Genomic DNA, 16,551 nt, shown 5'->3' with positions numbered 1-16,551 from the left:
GGAGTTTACGCATTTTTTCGCAAACTCTCATCCCGACTTAATATTTGTCCTGTATAGTAACTTTGGAAATTTTGTATCCGAAAAAAGGAGGAAAGAATTCTATGAGAAGAAAATGGCACAAAGGCGCCGCCATCACACTGGCAGCGGCCATGCTCTGCGCACAGGGTGCTCCCGTATCCGCCCTGGCCGAGGAGAATGTCCAGACAGACGAGACCGTCACCCCGGACGCGGAGACCGCCAAGACAGATGCGGAGGCAGCGGAAAACGGCAGCACCGCACAGGACGCGGCGGAAACCGAAGGCATGGATGCGGAAACATCCGAAGCAGACGAGACCGTTCCTGAAGAAAGAACAGAACGTACACAGGAGACTACAGCCTCTCCAGCCACAGGCGCAAATACACTCCAGACACCGGCCGCAAATAGCGGCAACACGGTAGAATACCTGACGCTCCAGCCGGGGGAGACCAGCACTTCCGTGAACCTGAACTGGTATGCGCCGGATGGGACAGAAAAGGCACAGGTAAAATTCGGTGATAAAACTGTTGAAGCCACTGTTCGCGAGCTTACAGCGCCCACAAAGCTGGATACCGGCAAGTACACAGATACCGGCAAAATGGTCTGCGAGGCTACGATTACAGGGCTGACTGCAGGCACCGAATATACGTATCAGATTTCCTATGACAGCGGACAGAGCTGGTCCGAAGCGCACACCTACACCACGCCGGCAGCCGGCAGCTTCCGGTTCGGCTTCACCAGCGACCCGCAGATCAAGGAGAACGGCAGCACCGACGGTGCGGGCTGGCAGCCGGCAGATAACACGAACCAGACCGGCTGGGCAGCCATGATGGAGAAACTGGCCTCTGAGGGCGTCAGCCTTGTAGTATCCGCCGGGGACCAGGTGGAGGATCAGAGCTGGGGCAAATCCAGCGAGTACGCCGCCTTCTTCGCCCCGGAGGAGATGTCGTCCATCGCTTATGCGCCGGCAGTGGGCAACCACGACCGCCATTACATGTTCGAGGACCACTTCAATCTGCCCAACGAAATGTCTGTGGCAGGCGTGGATGAGAACGGCGCGCTCGCCCAGGTAAAGACCACGTTCCGGGGACAGAACAACGGCACAAGCCAGAGCCACGGCAACTATATCCAGGCGACGGCGGATGAGATCGCAAACGGCTCCGAGTCCAACGGCGTAACCCCAAATGCAGAGGGGCAGTATGACTTTGCGGAGCGCCGGGAGATGGAGACAAAGGGCAACTACTATTATCTCTATGACAATGTGCTCTTCGTCACCCTGAACACAGGCGCTTATCCGGGAGGGAATGATGAGGAGAATGCAGGAAACGCCAGCGTGCCCAGCGCAGCCAAAGATAACTCCGAGGCTGAGGCCATGGTGGACAACTTCCGCACCACCATGAACGCAGCCGTCAGCGAATACGCGGGCCAGTATCAGTGGCTGATCGTAACGCATCACAAATCCACCCAGACCGTGGCCAAGCATGCGGCGGACTCTGACATTGAGAACTACGTGGACGCGGGCTTCGAAAAGGTGATGGACGAGTTTGACGTAGATTTTGTCCTGGGCGGACACGACCACGTCTACTCCAGAAGCTACGTGCTCAAGGATGGCCAGCGGAATGCGGAGCGCCTGGACAGCTATCACGATCCGGACGGCACCATCTACCTGACCGGCAACTGCTGCTCCGACATGCAGTACTACACTCCCTTCGCTTCCGTCGACAAAGCGAACAATGCGGACTATCCGGTCCTTGCGGACGGAACGACAGGTTCCCAGGAATATCTGAAGGGCAAGCTCCCCATCGGCAACCAGGAGTGGAACCAGGAGTACAGCCCCAGCTACGCTGTATTCGATGTGACAGGGAATGAGATTTCCGTCAATGTATACAATCTTGCCGGAGACAGCGCCTCTCCGGACAGCGAGCTCATCGACTCCTTCAGCGTGACGAAGAACGCAGACGGCGGAGCAAAAACGGCAGGCGCCGAGAACGGAAAGACTTCCGCATCCCTGAACCTGACCCAGGAAGCCCGCTATGACGCAGGGATGTCCAACGCGGACGGCGGTGTCATGGAGATCGTGGACTACAATACGGCAACCGGATGGGCCTACGCTGTCAACGGACAGACCGGCAATCTGACCGCCATCCCCATGAAGACACTGGCATCAGGTGAGACCGTGGATCTGCTGGACGGCAATGACATCGATGTAAAATCCATGATCGAGGCAGAGTGCGAGGGCTTTACATACGGTGACATGACTTCCGTGGCGGTCTCCGCTGACGGTACAAAGCTTGCGGCTGCGATCCAGGCCGAAGGATATGCGGACAGCGGCCGCGTGGCGCTCTTCACCTGCAATGAGGACGGAACCCTTACATTTGAAAAAGCCTATGAGACAGGCACCCAGCCGGATATGGTGACATTTACGCCGGATGACAGCAGGGTGCTGACGGCGAACGAGGGCGAGCCGAGGAAAGGATACGAAGGAGACGCGACAGATCCGGCAGGAACCGTAACGGTGATCTCTCTTGCGGACGGCAAGGCAGTGAACGTCGGATTTGAGGCATATGACAGTGCGGAGGCAAGACAGGCTCTCACAGATGCGGGGATCGTGCTGAAGAAGGGATCTGTTCCGTCCAAAGACCTGGAGCCGGAGTATATAGCAGCGGGAAACAGCACGGCATACGTGACGCTGCAGGAGGCCAACGCCATCGCAGCCATCGACCTGAACAGCCTGAAAGTGACAGGCATCTACTCCGCAGGCTATGAAGACTACAGCACTGTAGCAGTTGACATTGATAAAAAAGATGAGGCTTATAATCCGAAGACCTACGAATCCCTGCGGGGTATCCGCATGCCGGACAGCATTGCGCTTTACTCTGTGGACGGCACGGACTATGTTGTAACGGCAAACGAGGGGGACTCCAGAGAGTGGGGCGACTATCTCAACGAAGACGAGAGAGATTTCAAGGACGGCCAGACCTCCCCGACAGGAAAGATCACGGCAAAGAACAGCGGCCTGACAGGGAAGGTGGTATTCTTCGACAGCAGTGATTACGATGGGCTGGATACAAATCTGGATTACCTCTTCGGCGGACGCTCCTTCACCGTATACAAGGCGGACGGAAACGGCCTGACCGAGGTGTTTGACAGCGGCAGCGACTTCGAGGCAAAGACAGCGATCTATGTACCGGAGAACTTCAACTGCTCCAACGACGATAAGTCGATCGATGACCGCTCCGGAAAGAAGGGACCCGAGTCCGAGAGCGTGACACTGGGAACTGTCGGGGAGAAAACCTATGCGTTCGTGGGGCTTGAGAGAGTCGGCGGCGTGATGGTCTACGACATCACAGATCCGGCACACATCAGCTTTGCAAACTACATCAATTCCAGAGACTACAGCGAGGATATCGCAGGCGACAACTCGCCGGAAGGACTGTGCTTCATCCCGGCAGGCGAGAGCTGGGACGGAAACGCTTATCTGGTGGCTGCATGCGAGGTGTCCGGCACAGTCGCCGTCTACGGTGCTTCCGCCAACACAGCCTATGATCCCGGCACAGAAAACCCGGATGACGGACAAAAGCCCGGAGACGGCGATGACCAGAACCCGGATGACGGGCAGAAACCAGGGACAGACGGCGAGGATCAAAAGCCCGGCACAGCCGATAGCCAGGCAGGCGGGCAGAGCACTTCCGGAAAGAAAGCGGCAAGGACCGGAGACAGCAGCAATTACACACTGTATCTGCTGCTGGCACTGGCAGCAGCAGGTTCTGCCACTGCTGTCATCGTGATCCGCCGCAGAAAAGCACAGTAAAAAGCAAACGCCTTTCATAGGACAGGGCAGACAAAGTTGATGGCATGTCCCACCCGGGACATGCCATATCTTTGTCTCTTTGCTCTGTGCCTGTCTATTCAGCTCTCCATCTTCTCCTTTAACATCTTCATGAACCTGTGTACGTTTTTCTTGTCACAGCTGGTGGGATAGTACATCCGTATCTCACAGTCCTTCTCCAGCCGTTTCTCCGCCTCCTTCTGCACGCTGCAGCTGTAGGGAGGAGATGTTCTGGCTGATGGCAGTCTGGGAGACATAGTTCATATTTCCGGCTTTTGTAAAGCTCTTGCTCTCGATCACATCCACAAAATATTTGTACTTCCATATGCTGCTCACCTGGCGGCCCTCCTACTTGCGTCGCGGGACATCTACCCCATCAGTTTTCCCACCTGACCTGCGATCTTCGTGTTGCAGCGGATCTGCTTCTGCACCCGCTCTCCCGTGCGCACAGACTCAAACACAAGGTAGGCCACCGTGTCCTTCTCCACCTGCTGCACTGTCGTCTTCAGGTCTGTGTGCCTGTGGGTCCCGTTCAGCGCCCCCACAAAAGCGCCGTCAAAGCCAGCGACGGCCCCGCCGATGATAGCGCCTGTCAGTTTTCCCTTGGGGCGGGTCGTGCCCGTCGTCGTTGTGAACGTCTCATAATGCGGGCCTCCCCATATAAAGCTGACCAGGGCCCAGCAGGCGGCGTTCTCCACAAATACGTCCCCGAAGTAGTAGAGCCCGTTTCCTCCTTTTCTGAAGTTCAGGCCCCCGATGTGGTACTGGGTCTCCTGTTGTTTCAGCGCGCTGATCCTCTGCTTTTCCGCTATGCGCGCCTGCTTTTCCTGATATTTTGCCAGGTACTCCTCCGGGGACATCTTCTCGTTGGCAAGATAAAACTGTCTCTCCTCGTCCGTCAGGACGGCCGTGGTCCCGGCTTTCTGCATCTTATTATTAATCTGCGCAAGTCTTGTGCCGATGTCGAACCCCTCTTTGAGCTCATCTGCTATCTTCTTCCAAAAGCCCATTTCCCGTTCTCCTCTCTTCATCCTGTCAGAGTCTGCTGCACATTGTCTTTCTCTATCATAAAACTTTCGGAAAGATTTTTCAACACTTAAAAAAGATCCCGTCTACGCCTCCCGGCTGATGACGCTGACCACGCTCTCCTTTCTCTGGGGAAGCCAGGCCAGATATGGCACGACGACGCCCAAAAGAAGCAGTATCGGGAACACCAGCAGCATGGGCCATATGACAAAATGGTAGTCCATGAACCACAGTCCCTCCGACAGAGCCCGCACAAGGGTCAGGGACAGGATACAGCCCGCTGCCAGGGAGGCAAGGATGGTAAACCCGGCGTAGCATACTCCCTCCAGCATGAGCATCCGCGCCAGCTGCCGCCTCGTCATACCGATGGCCTCCATCATGGCCAGCTCCCGCTTCCTGGTGACAATGCCGGTGAGGATGGAGTTGACAAAGTTCAGGACGCCGATGACGCCCACCACAGTGGTGAGGACGCCTCCCACAAGGGTGATAAGCCCGGTCATGCTGGAGAACTCGTTGGTATATCTCTGCCTGGACTCATAGTTCATCAGAGGCTCCTGAGAGGTCGTGTAGGTATCAATAAATCCGGCAAAGTCATCCTCCCTGTCGTCCTCAACATCAAAGAGATAGCTCATGAGACACTCCGGCGAGGCCATCTCCTTAGACACATCTGCCGCGGTGTAGAAGGAAAAGGCTTCTCCCTTCCTGGTGGTCAGCCCGTAGTAATTCTCCTTCACAAGAGAGAGGATCTCAAACTGTCTCCTCTGCCCGTCCGGCGCGACAAGAGTGATGGCGTCCCCGGCGTGATAGCGGAGCCGGTCCTCCTCCACATTCCCGTTGTCGTCCGTGTCCACCTGACCCAGCACATACTTCCCTGTGGCCAGCTTTTCCCTGATAGCGTAAAGCCCAAAGCAGCTTCCCTCCCCCTCCCGGGAGCTGACCCTGATATAGCCGTCCTGCCGCTCCAGGATCTGTCTTGCCAGGTAGAGGCCGATGCCCACGCCCTCCTCCTGCTGCACCTGCCCGCCCCGGCAGAACCTGCCAAAGATCCGGGCCCTCTCCTCCTCCGGGATGCCCGGTCCCTGGTCTTCCACCTGGATGCAGACGTAGAATTCAAACTCCCGGACACGGATCCTCACCCGGGAACCGGCAGGAGAATACTTGATGGCATTGTCCACCACATTGCCCAGCGCCTCCCCGGTCCACTTTCTGTCGTACCGGCACAGGACCTCCTCCGGAGGCAGGACGCACTCCAGGGTCATGTCCTTTTCCCCGGCCCCGGGTCCGAAGGTCTCCGCCACCCCTTCCAGCAGGGGCCTAAGGCTCTGCTTCACGGGCTGGATCTCCAGGATACCGAACTCCAGGCGGGACATTTTTACAAGGGCCTGGATGAGAAATGCCAGCTTCTTTGTCTGCCCCAGTATCTGCCGTGCCAGCCTGCGCTCCTCCCCGTCCGATGCCTTCTCCTCCAGCAGCTCCCCGTAGAGGAGGATGTTGGCAAGGGGCGTCTTCGTCTGGTGGGAGATGTCGGACACAAGGGCCTTCATGTCCTCCCGCTCCCGCCGCGTCTCCTCCAGGGCTCTCTGTGTGGAGGCGATATACTGTTTCCACCTGGACTCCAGGCGGGACAGTTCCGTCTCATCGTAATGGTCCTCCTCAAATGTGCCGTCCATGGCGCCATCCAGCATCTCCTCCAGCCGCTCCCTTGTAAGGGTCTGCCCCGGGTTCCGCACGAAAAACCGAAGGAGCTTCTGCTCGATCTTACTTAAGACGATCTCCTGCCCGTCCACGTAGAACCGCATCTCCTCAAACTGAAAATGGTACCTGCTGTCCGCATAGTCGTCTTTTTTACTCTCCGGCTCACCACCTGTGCGAAGCCGCATCCGGTCCACCCTGGCCCGCAGGGCCATAAGCCCGAAGGGCTTGGTGATATAGTCGTCCGCCCCCAGGGAAAAACCGGTGATCTCGTCGCTTTCCAGGTCATTGGCCGTGATGAGGAGCACCGGGATCTTCGAGTGGCTGCGGATTTCTTTTAAAAGGTCGTACCCGCTGCCGTCCGGCAGGTTCACATCCAGCAGAGCCATGTCCACCTGCTCCCTCCCAAGTATCTCCCTGGCCTCACCGGCAGCATGAGCCTGCAAAAAAGCTGTGTCCTCCCTTTCAAGAGCCAGGGTGATGCCCTGGTTCAGTCCTCTGTCATCCTCCACGATCAGGATTTTATACATCTGTCCTCTCCTTGCATGATTTCTTACTGATCATTCGTATTTTCCCTTTGCCACTTTCCGGCCCTGCAGAGCGCTCTGATTTTTGTTTACAAAAGACCTGGTCCGGGCCCGAAGCAGGATCTTCCTGCCCTCCGGCGTACGGGTGTAGACAACCCGGTACCGTCCAAGCACCCTGCGCATATGTTTCTCAAAGACCAGGGCCCGCTCTTTCTGTCTGCCGAAAATTTCCGGGACGCTGTAATATTCTTCCCCCCGCCCCCTTCTCTTCTCCCGCATCAGCAGGTATCTGGGATTGTCGATGACGCCCCAGATCTCTTCCATGCAGGCCGCAAAGGTGGTTTTATCCCGCATGGTGCCGCCCTTGAGCCATGTCCCGATGAGCATGCCCTCCACAGACTCCACCTGAGCCCGGCAGTGCTGCGGGTCTTCCAGCTCTCCGGTCTCCGCCAGGGCGTCGGCCACCGCCTGGCTGAGCCGCCTCATCCGCCGCTCCGGCGTGCTGAAGCGGGCCAGCCTGATCCCGTACCTGGCCACCAGGACGCAGGCGGCCAGCATCAGAAGGCCAAGGGCCGCCGCCAGAGCGGATCTGGTTCCATAAGCCGCCTCCACAAACATGCGCCCCATCCCGGCCATCACCGCCAGGACCACGCTGAAAATCTCGTACCACAGTGCATTGAAAAAGAGAAAGCCGGTCTTTTCCTCCTCCCTGGGGACCGCCTCCACCTGCTGGACCTCCATGCCGCCGTGGATCTCCCGCAGCGACTCCTGCCACCGGGCTCTCAGGCCATCCCTGTCCGCCGCCCGCCGCAGCATCATCTGGTTTACTTTCTCCATCTTCTCCTTTGTGTCAAACTCCGGAATGGCAAGCCGCTCCATGCCGCTCTCTATCACATTGTCCTTCCATGAGACGCCGAGAAATGACTCAAATCTTCTTTTGAGCATCTCGTAATCCCCGGAGAGGTCCGGGTGCTTTGTCTTCCCGGATTTCTGCGGAAAGATACAGGCAAGATGCCAGATATTGCCTGTCTTCTCCGGGTGATCCCGGTCCGTCCGGATGGTGCGGCCCCGCATCTGGTTGCTGAGCATGAAGGAGCCCACATAGGTAGCCAGGATAAGCGAGTTGATGCAGGGGGCGTCCCACCCCTCCCCCAGGAGGGATTTGGTCCCCACCAGTGTATTGATCTGCCCCTGCCGGAACAGCTCTGTGATGACCGCCACCACATGGGTATTTTTCCCCTTCACTTTAAGCTGGCCGTAGCCGGTGTCCCGGACAGGGGACAGAGTGCCCTGGCAGCCCTTCTCCTGCAAAAGGATCTCCAGCTTTTCTTTCGTGTCCACAGGGACCAGTATCACGCTGCCGCTCAGGCATCCCAGACGGATCCCTTCCCCGGCCTCTCTCCTCAGATATTCGAAAATCGGCACGGCTCCTATCTCGGCCGCCAGTGTCTGGTCTGTCCCTACAAGGGGCAGCTTGTCCTTCTTGATATAGTCGCACAGGATCAGAAGCCGCAGCTCTTCCCCAAGCGACTGATGCTCCGCCTCCACGATCCTTCTGATGCTCTCCATCTTTCCCCTGCTCTTGACCAGGAGCTTCTGCATGGCATCCCTGTGGGTGAGGGAGACTTTCTTCCGGTACACACAGCCCGCCTCTTTCAGCTCCTTCAGGAGCTCCTCCCTCTCCCCTTCCGTCACTTCGTAGGACTGCGCATCGTCATACAGGAACCCCTGCAGCAGCGCGTCCAGCCATTCGGGAGTCAGCTTTGGCAGCTTTCCCTCTGTGCCGATCAGCTCCCGCAGATAGGAGGGAAAGGGGATATCCTGGGCCTGGCAGAAGATCAGAAGGGCCGAAAAGTACTTGGGATCGTCCAGAAATTTTTCGCTGTACTCCTCCGGGTTTCTAAGTCCCCTGTGAGTGGCGATCATTTCCGTAAATCTGCTTCCCGTCAGCAGCTTTTCCCAGATTTCCCTCTCTTTCTTCTGGTAGGCCTCGATCTCAGCCAGCTCCTCCCTGGAGGGCCAGTTGAAATAAATGTAGTCCTCGTGGGGACACAGGCTTCCCTCTCTTACCAGCTCCGGCGTAAAGATCTCCTCGTCGATGGGGCCGCACAGGTCGATGTACCGCTTCCACTGCCCCGGCGTGCTGTCGTAGGGAGGTGTGGCTGTAAGGGCAATGACAGTCATTCCCTTCAGCTCTTTCATAAATGTTTCCAGAGCTTTCCACCACTCGCTCCTCAGGTGATGCGCCTCATCCAGGCAGATGGTCTTAATTCCCGCAGCCTTCACTGCGTCGAAAATGTCAAAATCGCGGAAATCCACTGCCTCGGACTCCCTTTCATCCTCCTCCGACTCATCGTCGCCGTCACTTAACTGCCCCTGGTAATGCTTCATGGCGCTGTACAGGGCCTGGTAGGTAATGGCGGTGATACACTTCATATGTCTCAGGTCATTGGACAAAAGCTCCTCCGGCTCCCTCCCCGGCAGCAGAAAACCTTCCATGATCCTCTCCAGCCACTGCTGCCGGATGGTGATGCTGGGAGACAGGATCAGGCATGGCTCTCCCAGCCGCCGGAGCAGCTCAATGCCCAGGGTCGTCTTCCCGGACCCGGGTGCCGCCACGATATGCAGCTTCCCGTCCGCCAGATATTTCTGGGAATTCTGCAGGACCCTGTCCTGGTAGTCTCTCCAGCTTCCCCTGAACTGCAGTGTATCCTCGTATATGTTTTTCATTTCTCATTTTCCCCTTGTGCTGTCTGTGTCATGCTACAAGTCCACTCTATATGGATTTGGAGGAAAAGTCAATGGCCCGGTCATCCTTCAATCAGCATATCCCTGCCGCTCACAGGAGTTTCTCACAATTTCACTTGCCTCCCTCCTCCATACGGCAGTATACTTATTATAAATCCAGTAACTTCAGGAACATACAGGACTGACCGGATACCGCCTGGAAACAGCAAGCCGCATACAAAAGGAGCATGCATAAGATGAATAAATTTGACATATTTATATCTTTTAAAAACAGTACCTCTGATGGCAGTCAGACAAGAGACGCCCAGATTGCGGAACAGATATATCGAGAATTCTGCCTGATGGGCATATCTGCTTTTTACAGCAACATCACGCTTCTGAAACTGGGAGAGAGCGTTTACAAGCGCTCTATCGATCACGCCCTCGACACCGCAAAAATACTGCTCCTCATCAGCACCGATCCGTCCTACATCGAATCCAGATGGATCAAATATGAATGGGAAAGCTTTCACACTGACATCCTGAATGACATAAAAAAAGACGCGGAGATCATCACATACACCGACGGAATCTCTCCCCACGCCCTCCCGCGCGCACTTCGCAGCTACCAGAACTGCGACATACAGCGCATGGACATCTCCGCTTTCTGCGCTTTCACAAAAAAGGTCCTTGAAAAACTGAGTTCACCCGCAAATCAGCCGGAACAGCCCGATCTCCGCGCCGGGAAAACGCCGTCTGATACCAAAACCAGAAAAAGTCATAAGTCCATCTACTCATCCACATATCGGAACGAGGCAGACCGGCTCCGCATACAAGCCGGAAATTCCGCCTCTTCTGACAGAATTGCTCTTGAGTATCTCAAAAGCCAGGGAGCCTTGCGCGAACATTCTGTGATCCTGGATGCCGGCTGCGCTTACGGGTATGTGGCGGAAGACCGCTTCGGGAATGCCGGATGGACAGATCTGATACTGGGAATAGACAACAACCCCCTTGTCATTGAAAAAGCGCGCCAGCTCCATGATAATCCTAAAATGGCTTTTGAGGTCATGGATCTGGAAGACGAAAATTTTACACAACTGCTTAAAGATATGATGGAAAGATACGGAATCCGAAAATTCGACATTATTTTCTCGGCTCTCACGCTTCACCATTTAAAAAATCCAGGCAAGGTTCTTCACCGACTTCGCAGATTTCTTGCAGATGACGGCTACGTGATCCTCCGGGGATCTGATGACGGGAGCAAGCTGTGCTATCCGGGCAGCGATCTGATGGATCAGATCATAGAGAAGAGTCTGACTGCCCACGGTGTCTCTGACCGTCTTAACGGCCGGAAACTTTACACCCAACTCTTCGATACCGGCTATCACGACATCCATATTTTCAGCAATATAAAAGATCTCAGCAATATGGACTATGACGACCGGGATGACCTCTTCCACGAAAGTTTTTCCTATCGCAGCGACTATTTTCGGAAAGCCTACGAGAAGGATCCCTATAATATTCAATGTAAAAATGACTTCGAGTGGATGCAGGAGGCACTGGATCTTTTCGAGCAGCAGTTTTACGAGCGCAACTTCTGGTACTGCGAGTATGACTACATCGCCGTTGCCAGGAAGTAAGACATGCCCGTTGAGCAAAGAATAAAAAAAGTGTTTCTTTGCTTCCGCAAGAGGAGTATAATCCAGGATTTATGGATGGATATGGGGGGGGGATAATTTTATCGTTTTTATACAAGGATGAGATATTGAGATTCTTTCACTATTATCTTTGAAGAAGTTGGGAAGAAAGGCGAAGAAACAGATTATAAAGATAGTTCAGCATAAAAAAGCCCTTGAAAACGCCCGTTTTACGGGATTTTCAAGGGCTTCAGACACCTTTGTGGTTATGAGATTACATTCCAGCCTGAGCTGCAACCTCTGCCGCGAAGTCGTCTACTTTCTTCTCGATTCCTTCGCCTGTCTCAAAACGTACAAACTTCTTAACTGTCATGTTTGCACCGTTCTCTTTAGCAACTTTTGCCACATACTTGGCAACTGTCAGATCGCTGTCCTGTACGTATACCTGGTCTAACAGACAGATCTCTTTCATCTCTTTGTTGAGACGTCCGATAATCATCTTCTCGATGATGTTCTCCGGCTTATCCGGATTCTCTGTCTTAGCCTGTGCAAGCAGGATCTCTTTCTCGTGATCCATGAACTCCTGAGAAACTTCGTCTCTGGACACATACTTCGGAGACATAGCTGCTACCTGCATAGCTACGTTCTTCAGACAAGCTTTGATCTCGTCGTTGATCACGTCTGTCTCAGCCTCTACAAGAACACCAATACGTCCGCCACCGTGGATGTATGCAACGATGCATCCGTCGGAAACGATCTTCTCAAATCTTCTGATGCTCAGCTTCTCGCCGATAACAGAGATCTTCTCTGTCAGAGCGTCCTGAACAGTCTTGGAAGCGTCTTCGTTCCATGCCTCTGCCATGAAAGCGTCCATATCTTTTGCCTCTGTTGCCAGAGCCTGCTCTGTAACTGCCTTAACAAATCCCTGGAACTCAGCGTTCTTTGCAACGAAGTCAGTCTCAGAGTTAACCTCTACGATAGCTGCTGTCTTATCATCTTTTACTTCAGCCATAACAAGACCTTCTGCAGCGATTCTTCCGGCTTTCTTAACAGCCTTTGCCTCGCCGTTCTTTCTCAGGTACTCGATTGCTGCGTCCATATCTCCGTTTGTCTCGCTGAGGGCTTTCTTGCAGTCCATCATGCCTGCGCCTGTAAGCTCTCTCAACTCTTTTACCATACTAGCTGTAACTGCCATTTTATTTTCCTCCATATTATATACGAATATATACGAATTACCGGTCTGTACGCCTCTGTCCGGAGCTTAGGCCTCCACTGTCTCCTCAGCTTCCTCTGCTGTCTCGTCGTAAGCTTCCTCGCCCTCTGCGTACTCTTCCTCACTGTACTCAGCAGCGCCCTGGTTCGCCTCAACAACAGCGTCTGCCATCTTGGAAACGATCAGTTTTACAGCGCGGATAGCGTCGTCATTTCCCGGGATCACATAGTCAAGCTCCTCAGGATCGCAGTTTGTGTCAGCGATACCGATCAGCGGGATTCCCAGTGTATGAGCCTCCTGCACACAGATTCTCTCTTTCTTCGGGTCAACGATGAAGATCGCATCCGGCAGTCTCTTCATCTCTTTGATGCCGCCAAGGTTCTTCTCCAGCTTCTCCCACTCTTTTTTCAGCTTGATAACTTCTTTCTTAGGAAGAACATCAAATGTTCCGTCCTCAGCCATTGCCTCGATCTCTTTCAGACGTGCCACACGGCTCTTGATGGTCTTGAAGTTTGTCAGCATTCCGCCGAGCCATCTCTCATTTACATAGAACATACCGCAGCGCTCTGCCTCTGTCTTGATAGCGTCCTGAGCCTGTTTCTTTGTTCCTACGAACAGGATCGTGCCGCCCTCTGCCGCGATATCGGATACTGCCTGGTAAGCCTCATCTACTTTTCCAACGGATTTCTGCAGGTCGATGATGTAGATACCGTTTCTCTCTGTGTAGATGTAGGGAGCCATCTTAGGGTTCCATCTTCTTGTCTGATGTCCAAAGTGAACACCTGCTTCTAAAAGCTGTTTCATTGAAATAACACTCATGTTTCTTTCCTCCATTTGGTTTTCTTTCTTCCGCACATTTCATTTCCCGCATGACCGTCTTTTCCTTAAAAAAGCTTAGGCACCGGTGCGGGCAGACATATGCGTGTTTTTTTGCAACGGTCATATATTATCATAAAACCTGCCCTGTTGCAAGCACTTCTCCTCATTTTGTGCCGCTGTTTTGCAGGATTTATCAGCAGTCAATGCCCTTTCTCTGGTAGAAGAGGTTGAACAGGATGTACCCGGCCCCGATCCACAGGGCGCACACGCCCAGGGCGATGAGATTGTTCTTTGCCAGCAGCTCCTGATCTTGAGTCACTCCATTGTAGATCGTCTGAAAGGAGGTGGTGGGCACAGCTACAGACACCTTCTCCAGCGTCTCATTCAGTCCCCCGAAAAGAGGAGGCAGCATGGTCAGCAGCATGAGGGGCGCCCCGATGGTCCCCGCTGACGCCTGGTCCCTGGCCAGAAGTCCCGCCAGCGCCCCCAGGAAGCACAGGCCCGCTGAAGCCAGCAGTACAGCCCCTGTGTAGACCGGGAAATCCTTCATATCGCCCCCTGTGATGAAGAACACGGCCGCCGCGTCCAGGAGCGTCATCAGAAGGCAGACCAGCAGTTTGGAGGCCAGGAACCCCTTCAAGTCCTTTTTCAGTAACGTAAAAATAATCTTTCCGCTCATAGCTATTGCTCCTCCTTTGTCAGTGTAAGAAATACGTCCCGGAGACTGGGCTCCTCGGAGTGGATCATGAGGACCTCTCCGGCCTGCCCCAGGGACTCCAGCAGGGCTTCTCTTTCAAGGGGCACTTCCCTTTTCCCCTCCTTCGTGGTGATGACCACCCTTTTGTGTGAGTATTTCAGCTCCTCCGGCGAGCCGCTCTCCACGATGCTCCCCTTGTTCAGAAGGGCCACTCTGTGACAGAGCTCATCCGCCTCCTCCATGTTGTGGGTGGTGAGAAAGACGGTGGCCCCCTCCCGGTTCAGCCTTCTTATGAGATCCCGTATCTCGTCCGCCGTAGCCGGGTCAAGGTTGGCCGTGGGCTCATCCAGAAAGAGAAGGCCCGGATCGTGGAGGATGGTCCTTGCGAAGACCAGCCTCTGCTTCATGCCCCTGGAGAGCTTCTCCACCTTCTTTTTGGCAGCGTCCAGGAGCTCCACCGCCTCCAGCGTCCTCCGTATTTTTTCCTTTTTGTCCCTGATCCCGTAAATATCCGCAAACAGGTCCAGGTTCTCATAGACCGTCATCTTCTCATACAGGCCGCTCATGTCGCTCATAATGCCTATTTTCTTTTTTATATCCGGAGAAAACGGGTCCTTCCCCAGTACCGTCACCTCCCCGCTGTCGCTGTGGAGCTGCCCGGTGAGGAGCTTAATAGTGGTTGTCTTTCCCGCGCCGGAGGGTCCCAGATATCCGAATATCTCTCCTTTTTTGATCTCCAGATCACAGTGATCCAGCGCCTTTACATTTCCAAAGGTCTTTGTCAGTTGATCTGCTTTTACGATGTTTGTCATGGCTTTCGTCCTCCTTACAGCTCCTATCTTACCGTTTCTCTGGATTTTCACCTTATTTTCCCGGTAAATGGAGCCTGTCAGAGGATGAACGGAGCAAAAAAAGGGGTGAGACCTGCAATGCCTCACCTCCAAAAGTCACTTTTTTATTTCTTATCTCTGACGCGTCCCGGCCTCCAGGGTGGGGAAAAAAGGTCTCTTTTTCCGGATCACAAAGAGGGAAGCGATTCCTGCCAGGAACCAGACCGCGCACACGGCCCCTCCCCAGACCAGGGACACATCCATAAAGCCCTCCATGGGCTGCAGCTTCTTCAGGACCACGCCCAGGATGCCGGTGGGCAGGAACTCTGCTAGCCTTCCAAATGCCACGTTCCAGTAGGAAAAGACCGGAGCCACATAGACAGCCACCACACTGACGGCCGCATACACATTTACGCTGTTCTGGTCCTTCGCGTACACACCGGTCAGGAAGCCCCAGGGCAGAAGGGCCGTCACCCCGGCCAGATGGACCAGCAGGTACTCCGGCAGGAGCGACATATCTGCCCCCGCGATCAGAAACACCACCACAGCCATGAGCTCTCCCACCACAAGACAGGCCCCTGCCTTGGACAGCGCAAAGCCTTTTCCCAAGCAGCTCCGAAAGATGCATCTGCTCCACCGCGGAGCGCACCCTCTTCTCCGTGCCCGACAGCCCCGCGAAAAACTTCAGATATTTCCTCACTGTCATCTTTTCATACAGGGCTCCCTCATCTTCCACATATCCTGCGTCCCGGCCCGCCGCCTCCACCAGAGGTGCCTCGTCCTTTTTGGTCCCCTCAAAGTGGAGCATCCGGCTGCCGGATAAAACCTCCCTCAAAAGCTCTTCCATAGTCTGTTCTCCTTTGTCATCACTCTTGCCATTTTCCGCAACAGTCAAAATACTCCTCCATTGTACTGGATGAAGACGCAGAATGCAATATACGGGGAAAAGCATGTCCGGAACTCCTCCGGGCGTATCGATCGAGTAGGGGAGATTTTCTCTCCCCTCTCACACCACCGTACATGCCGTTCGGCATACGGCGGTTCAACATAACTTCAAAGCATGGCGCTCATTGTAATAGTCAAGACAGCTTACAAGCCCTGCTTTAGTTAATACATCTTTAGAGATTGCCCTGACAACGCATGTCTTCGTTGCTACCCAATAATAGCGGTCTCCACAATACGCTGTCAGTCTTGCAAGGTCTTTTCCAACTCCCAGTTTCTGCAATCCCCATTGTCGCTTTCCTGGTACCTTCCACTGTTTCCAGATGATAACTCTGAGTCTTGTTCTTAAATGTGCGTCTATTTCTGTCATTACTGTTTTCATGGAACCAAGGGCATAGTAGTTAATCCATCCTCTTGTTACCTGATTGATTTTCTCAATCTTGCCCGTGACTGTTCCCGGCATTTTTCTACAGGTCAATCCTTTCAATCTGTCCTTGAACTTCTTCACAGATTCCTGATGGGGTCTGCATTTCCATTCCTTCGTCCTGCTGTCCTTGTAGAACCCGAAGCCAAGATACTTCAGCTTCATCGGTCTT

General features: G+C 54.3%; 12 protein-coding genes. 2 read left to right on the top strand and 10 right to left on the bottom strand.

Annotated features, from left to right (window positions below; genetic code table 11):
* Positions 1-101: 101 nt before the first annotated feature.
* Positions 102-3,827: a choice-of-anchor I family protein gene (locus tag INF30_RS00070; protein ID WP_226393836.1), complete on the top strand. Its 3,726-nt coding sequence runs from the start codon at positions 102-104 to the stop codon at positions 3,825-3,827.
* Positions 3,828-4,010: 183 nt separating this feature from the next.
* Here INF30_RS00070 and INF30_RS00065 read toward each other — a convergent pair whose 3' ends face one another.
* The 4 genes from INF30_RS00065 to INF30_RS00040 form a co-directional block, all read right to left on the bottom strand.
* Complete coding sequence (locus tag INF30_RS00065) at positions 4,011-4,181, bottom strand: helix-turn-helix domain-containing protein (RefSeq protein WP_138303487.1); 171 nt, start codon at positions 4,179-4,181, stop codon at positions 4,011-4,013.
* 32 nt (positions 4,182-4,213) lie between these two features.
* Positions 4,214-4,855, bottom strand: coding sequence for a hypothetical protein (locus tag INF30_RS00060; protein WP_226393835.1), 642 nt, complete (start codon positions 4,853-4,855; stop codon positions 4,214-4,216).
* Between the two features lie 102 nt (positions 4,856-4,957).
* Positions 4,958-7,093: an ATP-binding protein gene (locus INF30_RS14695; protein ID WP_311135983.1), complete on the bottom strand. Its 2,136-nt coding sequence runs from the start codon at positions 7,091-7,093 to the stop codon at positions 4,958-4,960.
* A gap of 30 nt (positions 7,094-7,123) precedes the next feature.
* Positions 7,124-9,820: a DEAD/DEAH box helicase family protein gene (locus tag INF30_RS00040; RefSeq protein WP_226393834.1), complete on the bottom strand. Its 2,697-nt coding sequence runs from the start codon at positions 9,818-9,820 to the stop codon at positions 7,124-7,126.
* Between the two features lie 254 nt (positions 9,821-10,074).
* Between INF30_RS00040 and INF30_RS00035 the strand changes: the two genes are divergently transcribed.
* Complete coding sequence (locus tag INF30_RS00035) at positions 10,075-11,457, top strand: methyltransferase domain-containing protein (RefSeq protein ID WP_226393833.1); 1,383 nt, start codon at positions 10,075-10,077, stop codon at positions 11,455-11,457.
* 271 nt (positions 11,458-11,728) lie between these two features.
* Here INF30_RS00035 and tsf read toward each other — a convergent pair whose 3' ends face one another.
* From tsf to INF30_RS00005, 6 genes are all read right to left on the bottom strand, one after another.
* Positions 11,729-12,649, bottom strand: a complete 921-nt coding sequence (gene tsf / locus INF30_RS00030) for a translation elongation factor Ts (protein WP_076778007.1) — start codon at positions 12,647-12,649, stop codon at positions 11,729-11,731.
* A gap of 66 nt (positions 12,650-12,715) precedes the next feature.
* Entirely contained in the window at positions 12,716-13,486 is a 771-nt protein-coding gene (gene rpsB / locus INF30_RS00025) for a 30S ribosomal protein S2 (protein WP_157888426.1), read from the bottom strand.
* A gap of 193 nt (positions 13,487-13,679) precedes the next feature.
* Positions 13,680-14,165, bottom strand: coding sequence for a hypothetical protein (locus INF30_RS00020; RefSeq protein WP_226393832.1), 486 nt, complete (start codon positions 14,163-14,165; stop codon positions 13,680-13,682).
* Positions 14,166-14,167: 2 nt separating this feature from the next.
* The gene (locus tag INF30_RS00015) at positions 14,168-14,995 is read right to left on the bottom strand and encodes an ABC transporter ATP-binding protein (protein ID WP_226393831.1); all 828 of its coding nucleotides are present in this window, start codon (positions 14,993-14,995) and stop codon (positions 14,168-14,170) included.
* Between the two features lie 150 nt (positions 14,996-15,145).
* Positions 15,146-15,622 carry a hypothetical protein gene (locus tag INF30_RS00010; RefSeq protein WP_226393830.1) on the bottom strand — a complete coding sequence of 159 codons (477 nt, stop codon included), beginning with the start codon at positions 15,620-15,622 and terminating at the stop codon, positions 15,146-15,148.
* 433 nt (positions 15,623-16,055) lie between these two features.
* Positions 16,056-16,551 (bottom strand): group II intron maturase-specific domain-containing protein (locus tag INF30_RS00005; protein ID WP_311135982.1); only part of this gene is annotated, 496 nt, incomplete at its 5' end.

This window comes from Claveliimonas monacensis, from assembly GCF_014982975.1.
Taxonomy (GTDB): domain Bacteria; phylum Bacillota; class Clostridia; order Lachnospirales; family Lachnospiraceae; genus Claveliimonas; species Claveliimonas monacensis.
This window is presented reverse-complemented; position numbering and strand designations above follow the sequence as displayed.

What these genes read in the sequence shown, in the direction of transcription:
- INF30_RS00070 (WP_226393836.1), top strand. Translation starts at nt 102, where the DNA reads ATGAGAAGAAAATGGCACAAAGGCGCCGCCATCACACTGGCAGCGGCC.
- INF30_RS00060 (WP_226393835.1), bottom strand. Translation starts at nt 4,855, where the DNA reads ATGGGCTTTTGGAAGAAGATAGCAGATGAGCTCAAAGAGGGGTTCGAC.
- rpsB (WP_157888426.1), bottom strand. Translation starts at nt 13,486, where the DNA reads ATGAGTGTTATTTCAATGAAACAGCTTTTAGAAGCAGGTGTTCACTTT.
- tsf (WP_076778007.1), bottom strand. Translation starts at nt 12,649, where the DNA reads ATGGCAGTTACAGCTAGTATGGTAAAAGAGTTGAGAGAGCTTACAGGC.
- INF30_RS00015 (WP_226393831.1), bottom strand. Translation starts at nt 14,995, where the DNA reads ATGACAAACATCGTAAAAGCAGATCAACTGACAAAGACCTTTGGAAAT.
- INF30_RS00035 (WP_226393833.1), top strand. Translation starts at nt 10,075, where the DNA reads ATGAATAAATTTGACATATTTATATCTTTTAAAAACAGTACCTCTGAT.
- INF30_RS00040 (WP_226393834.1), bottom strand. Translation starts at nt 9,820, where the DNA reads ATGAAAAACATATACGAGGATACACTGCAGTTCAGGGGAAGCTGGAGA.
- INF30_RS14695 (WP_311135983.1), bottom strand. Translation starts at nt 7,093, where the DNA reads ATGTATAAAATCCTGATCGTGGAGGATGACAGAGGACTGAACCAGGGC.
- INF30_RS00020 (WP_226393832.1), bottom strand. Translation starts at nt 14,165, where the DNA reads ATGAGCGGAAAGATTATTTTTACGTTACTGAAAAAGGACTTGAAGGGG.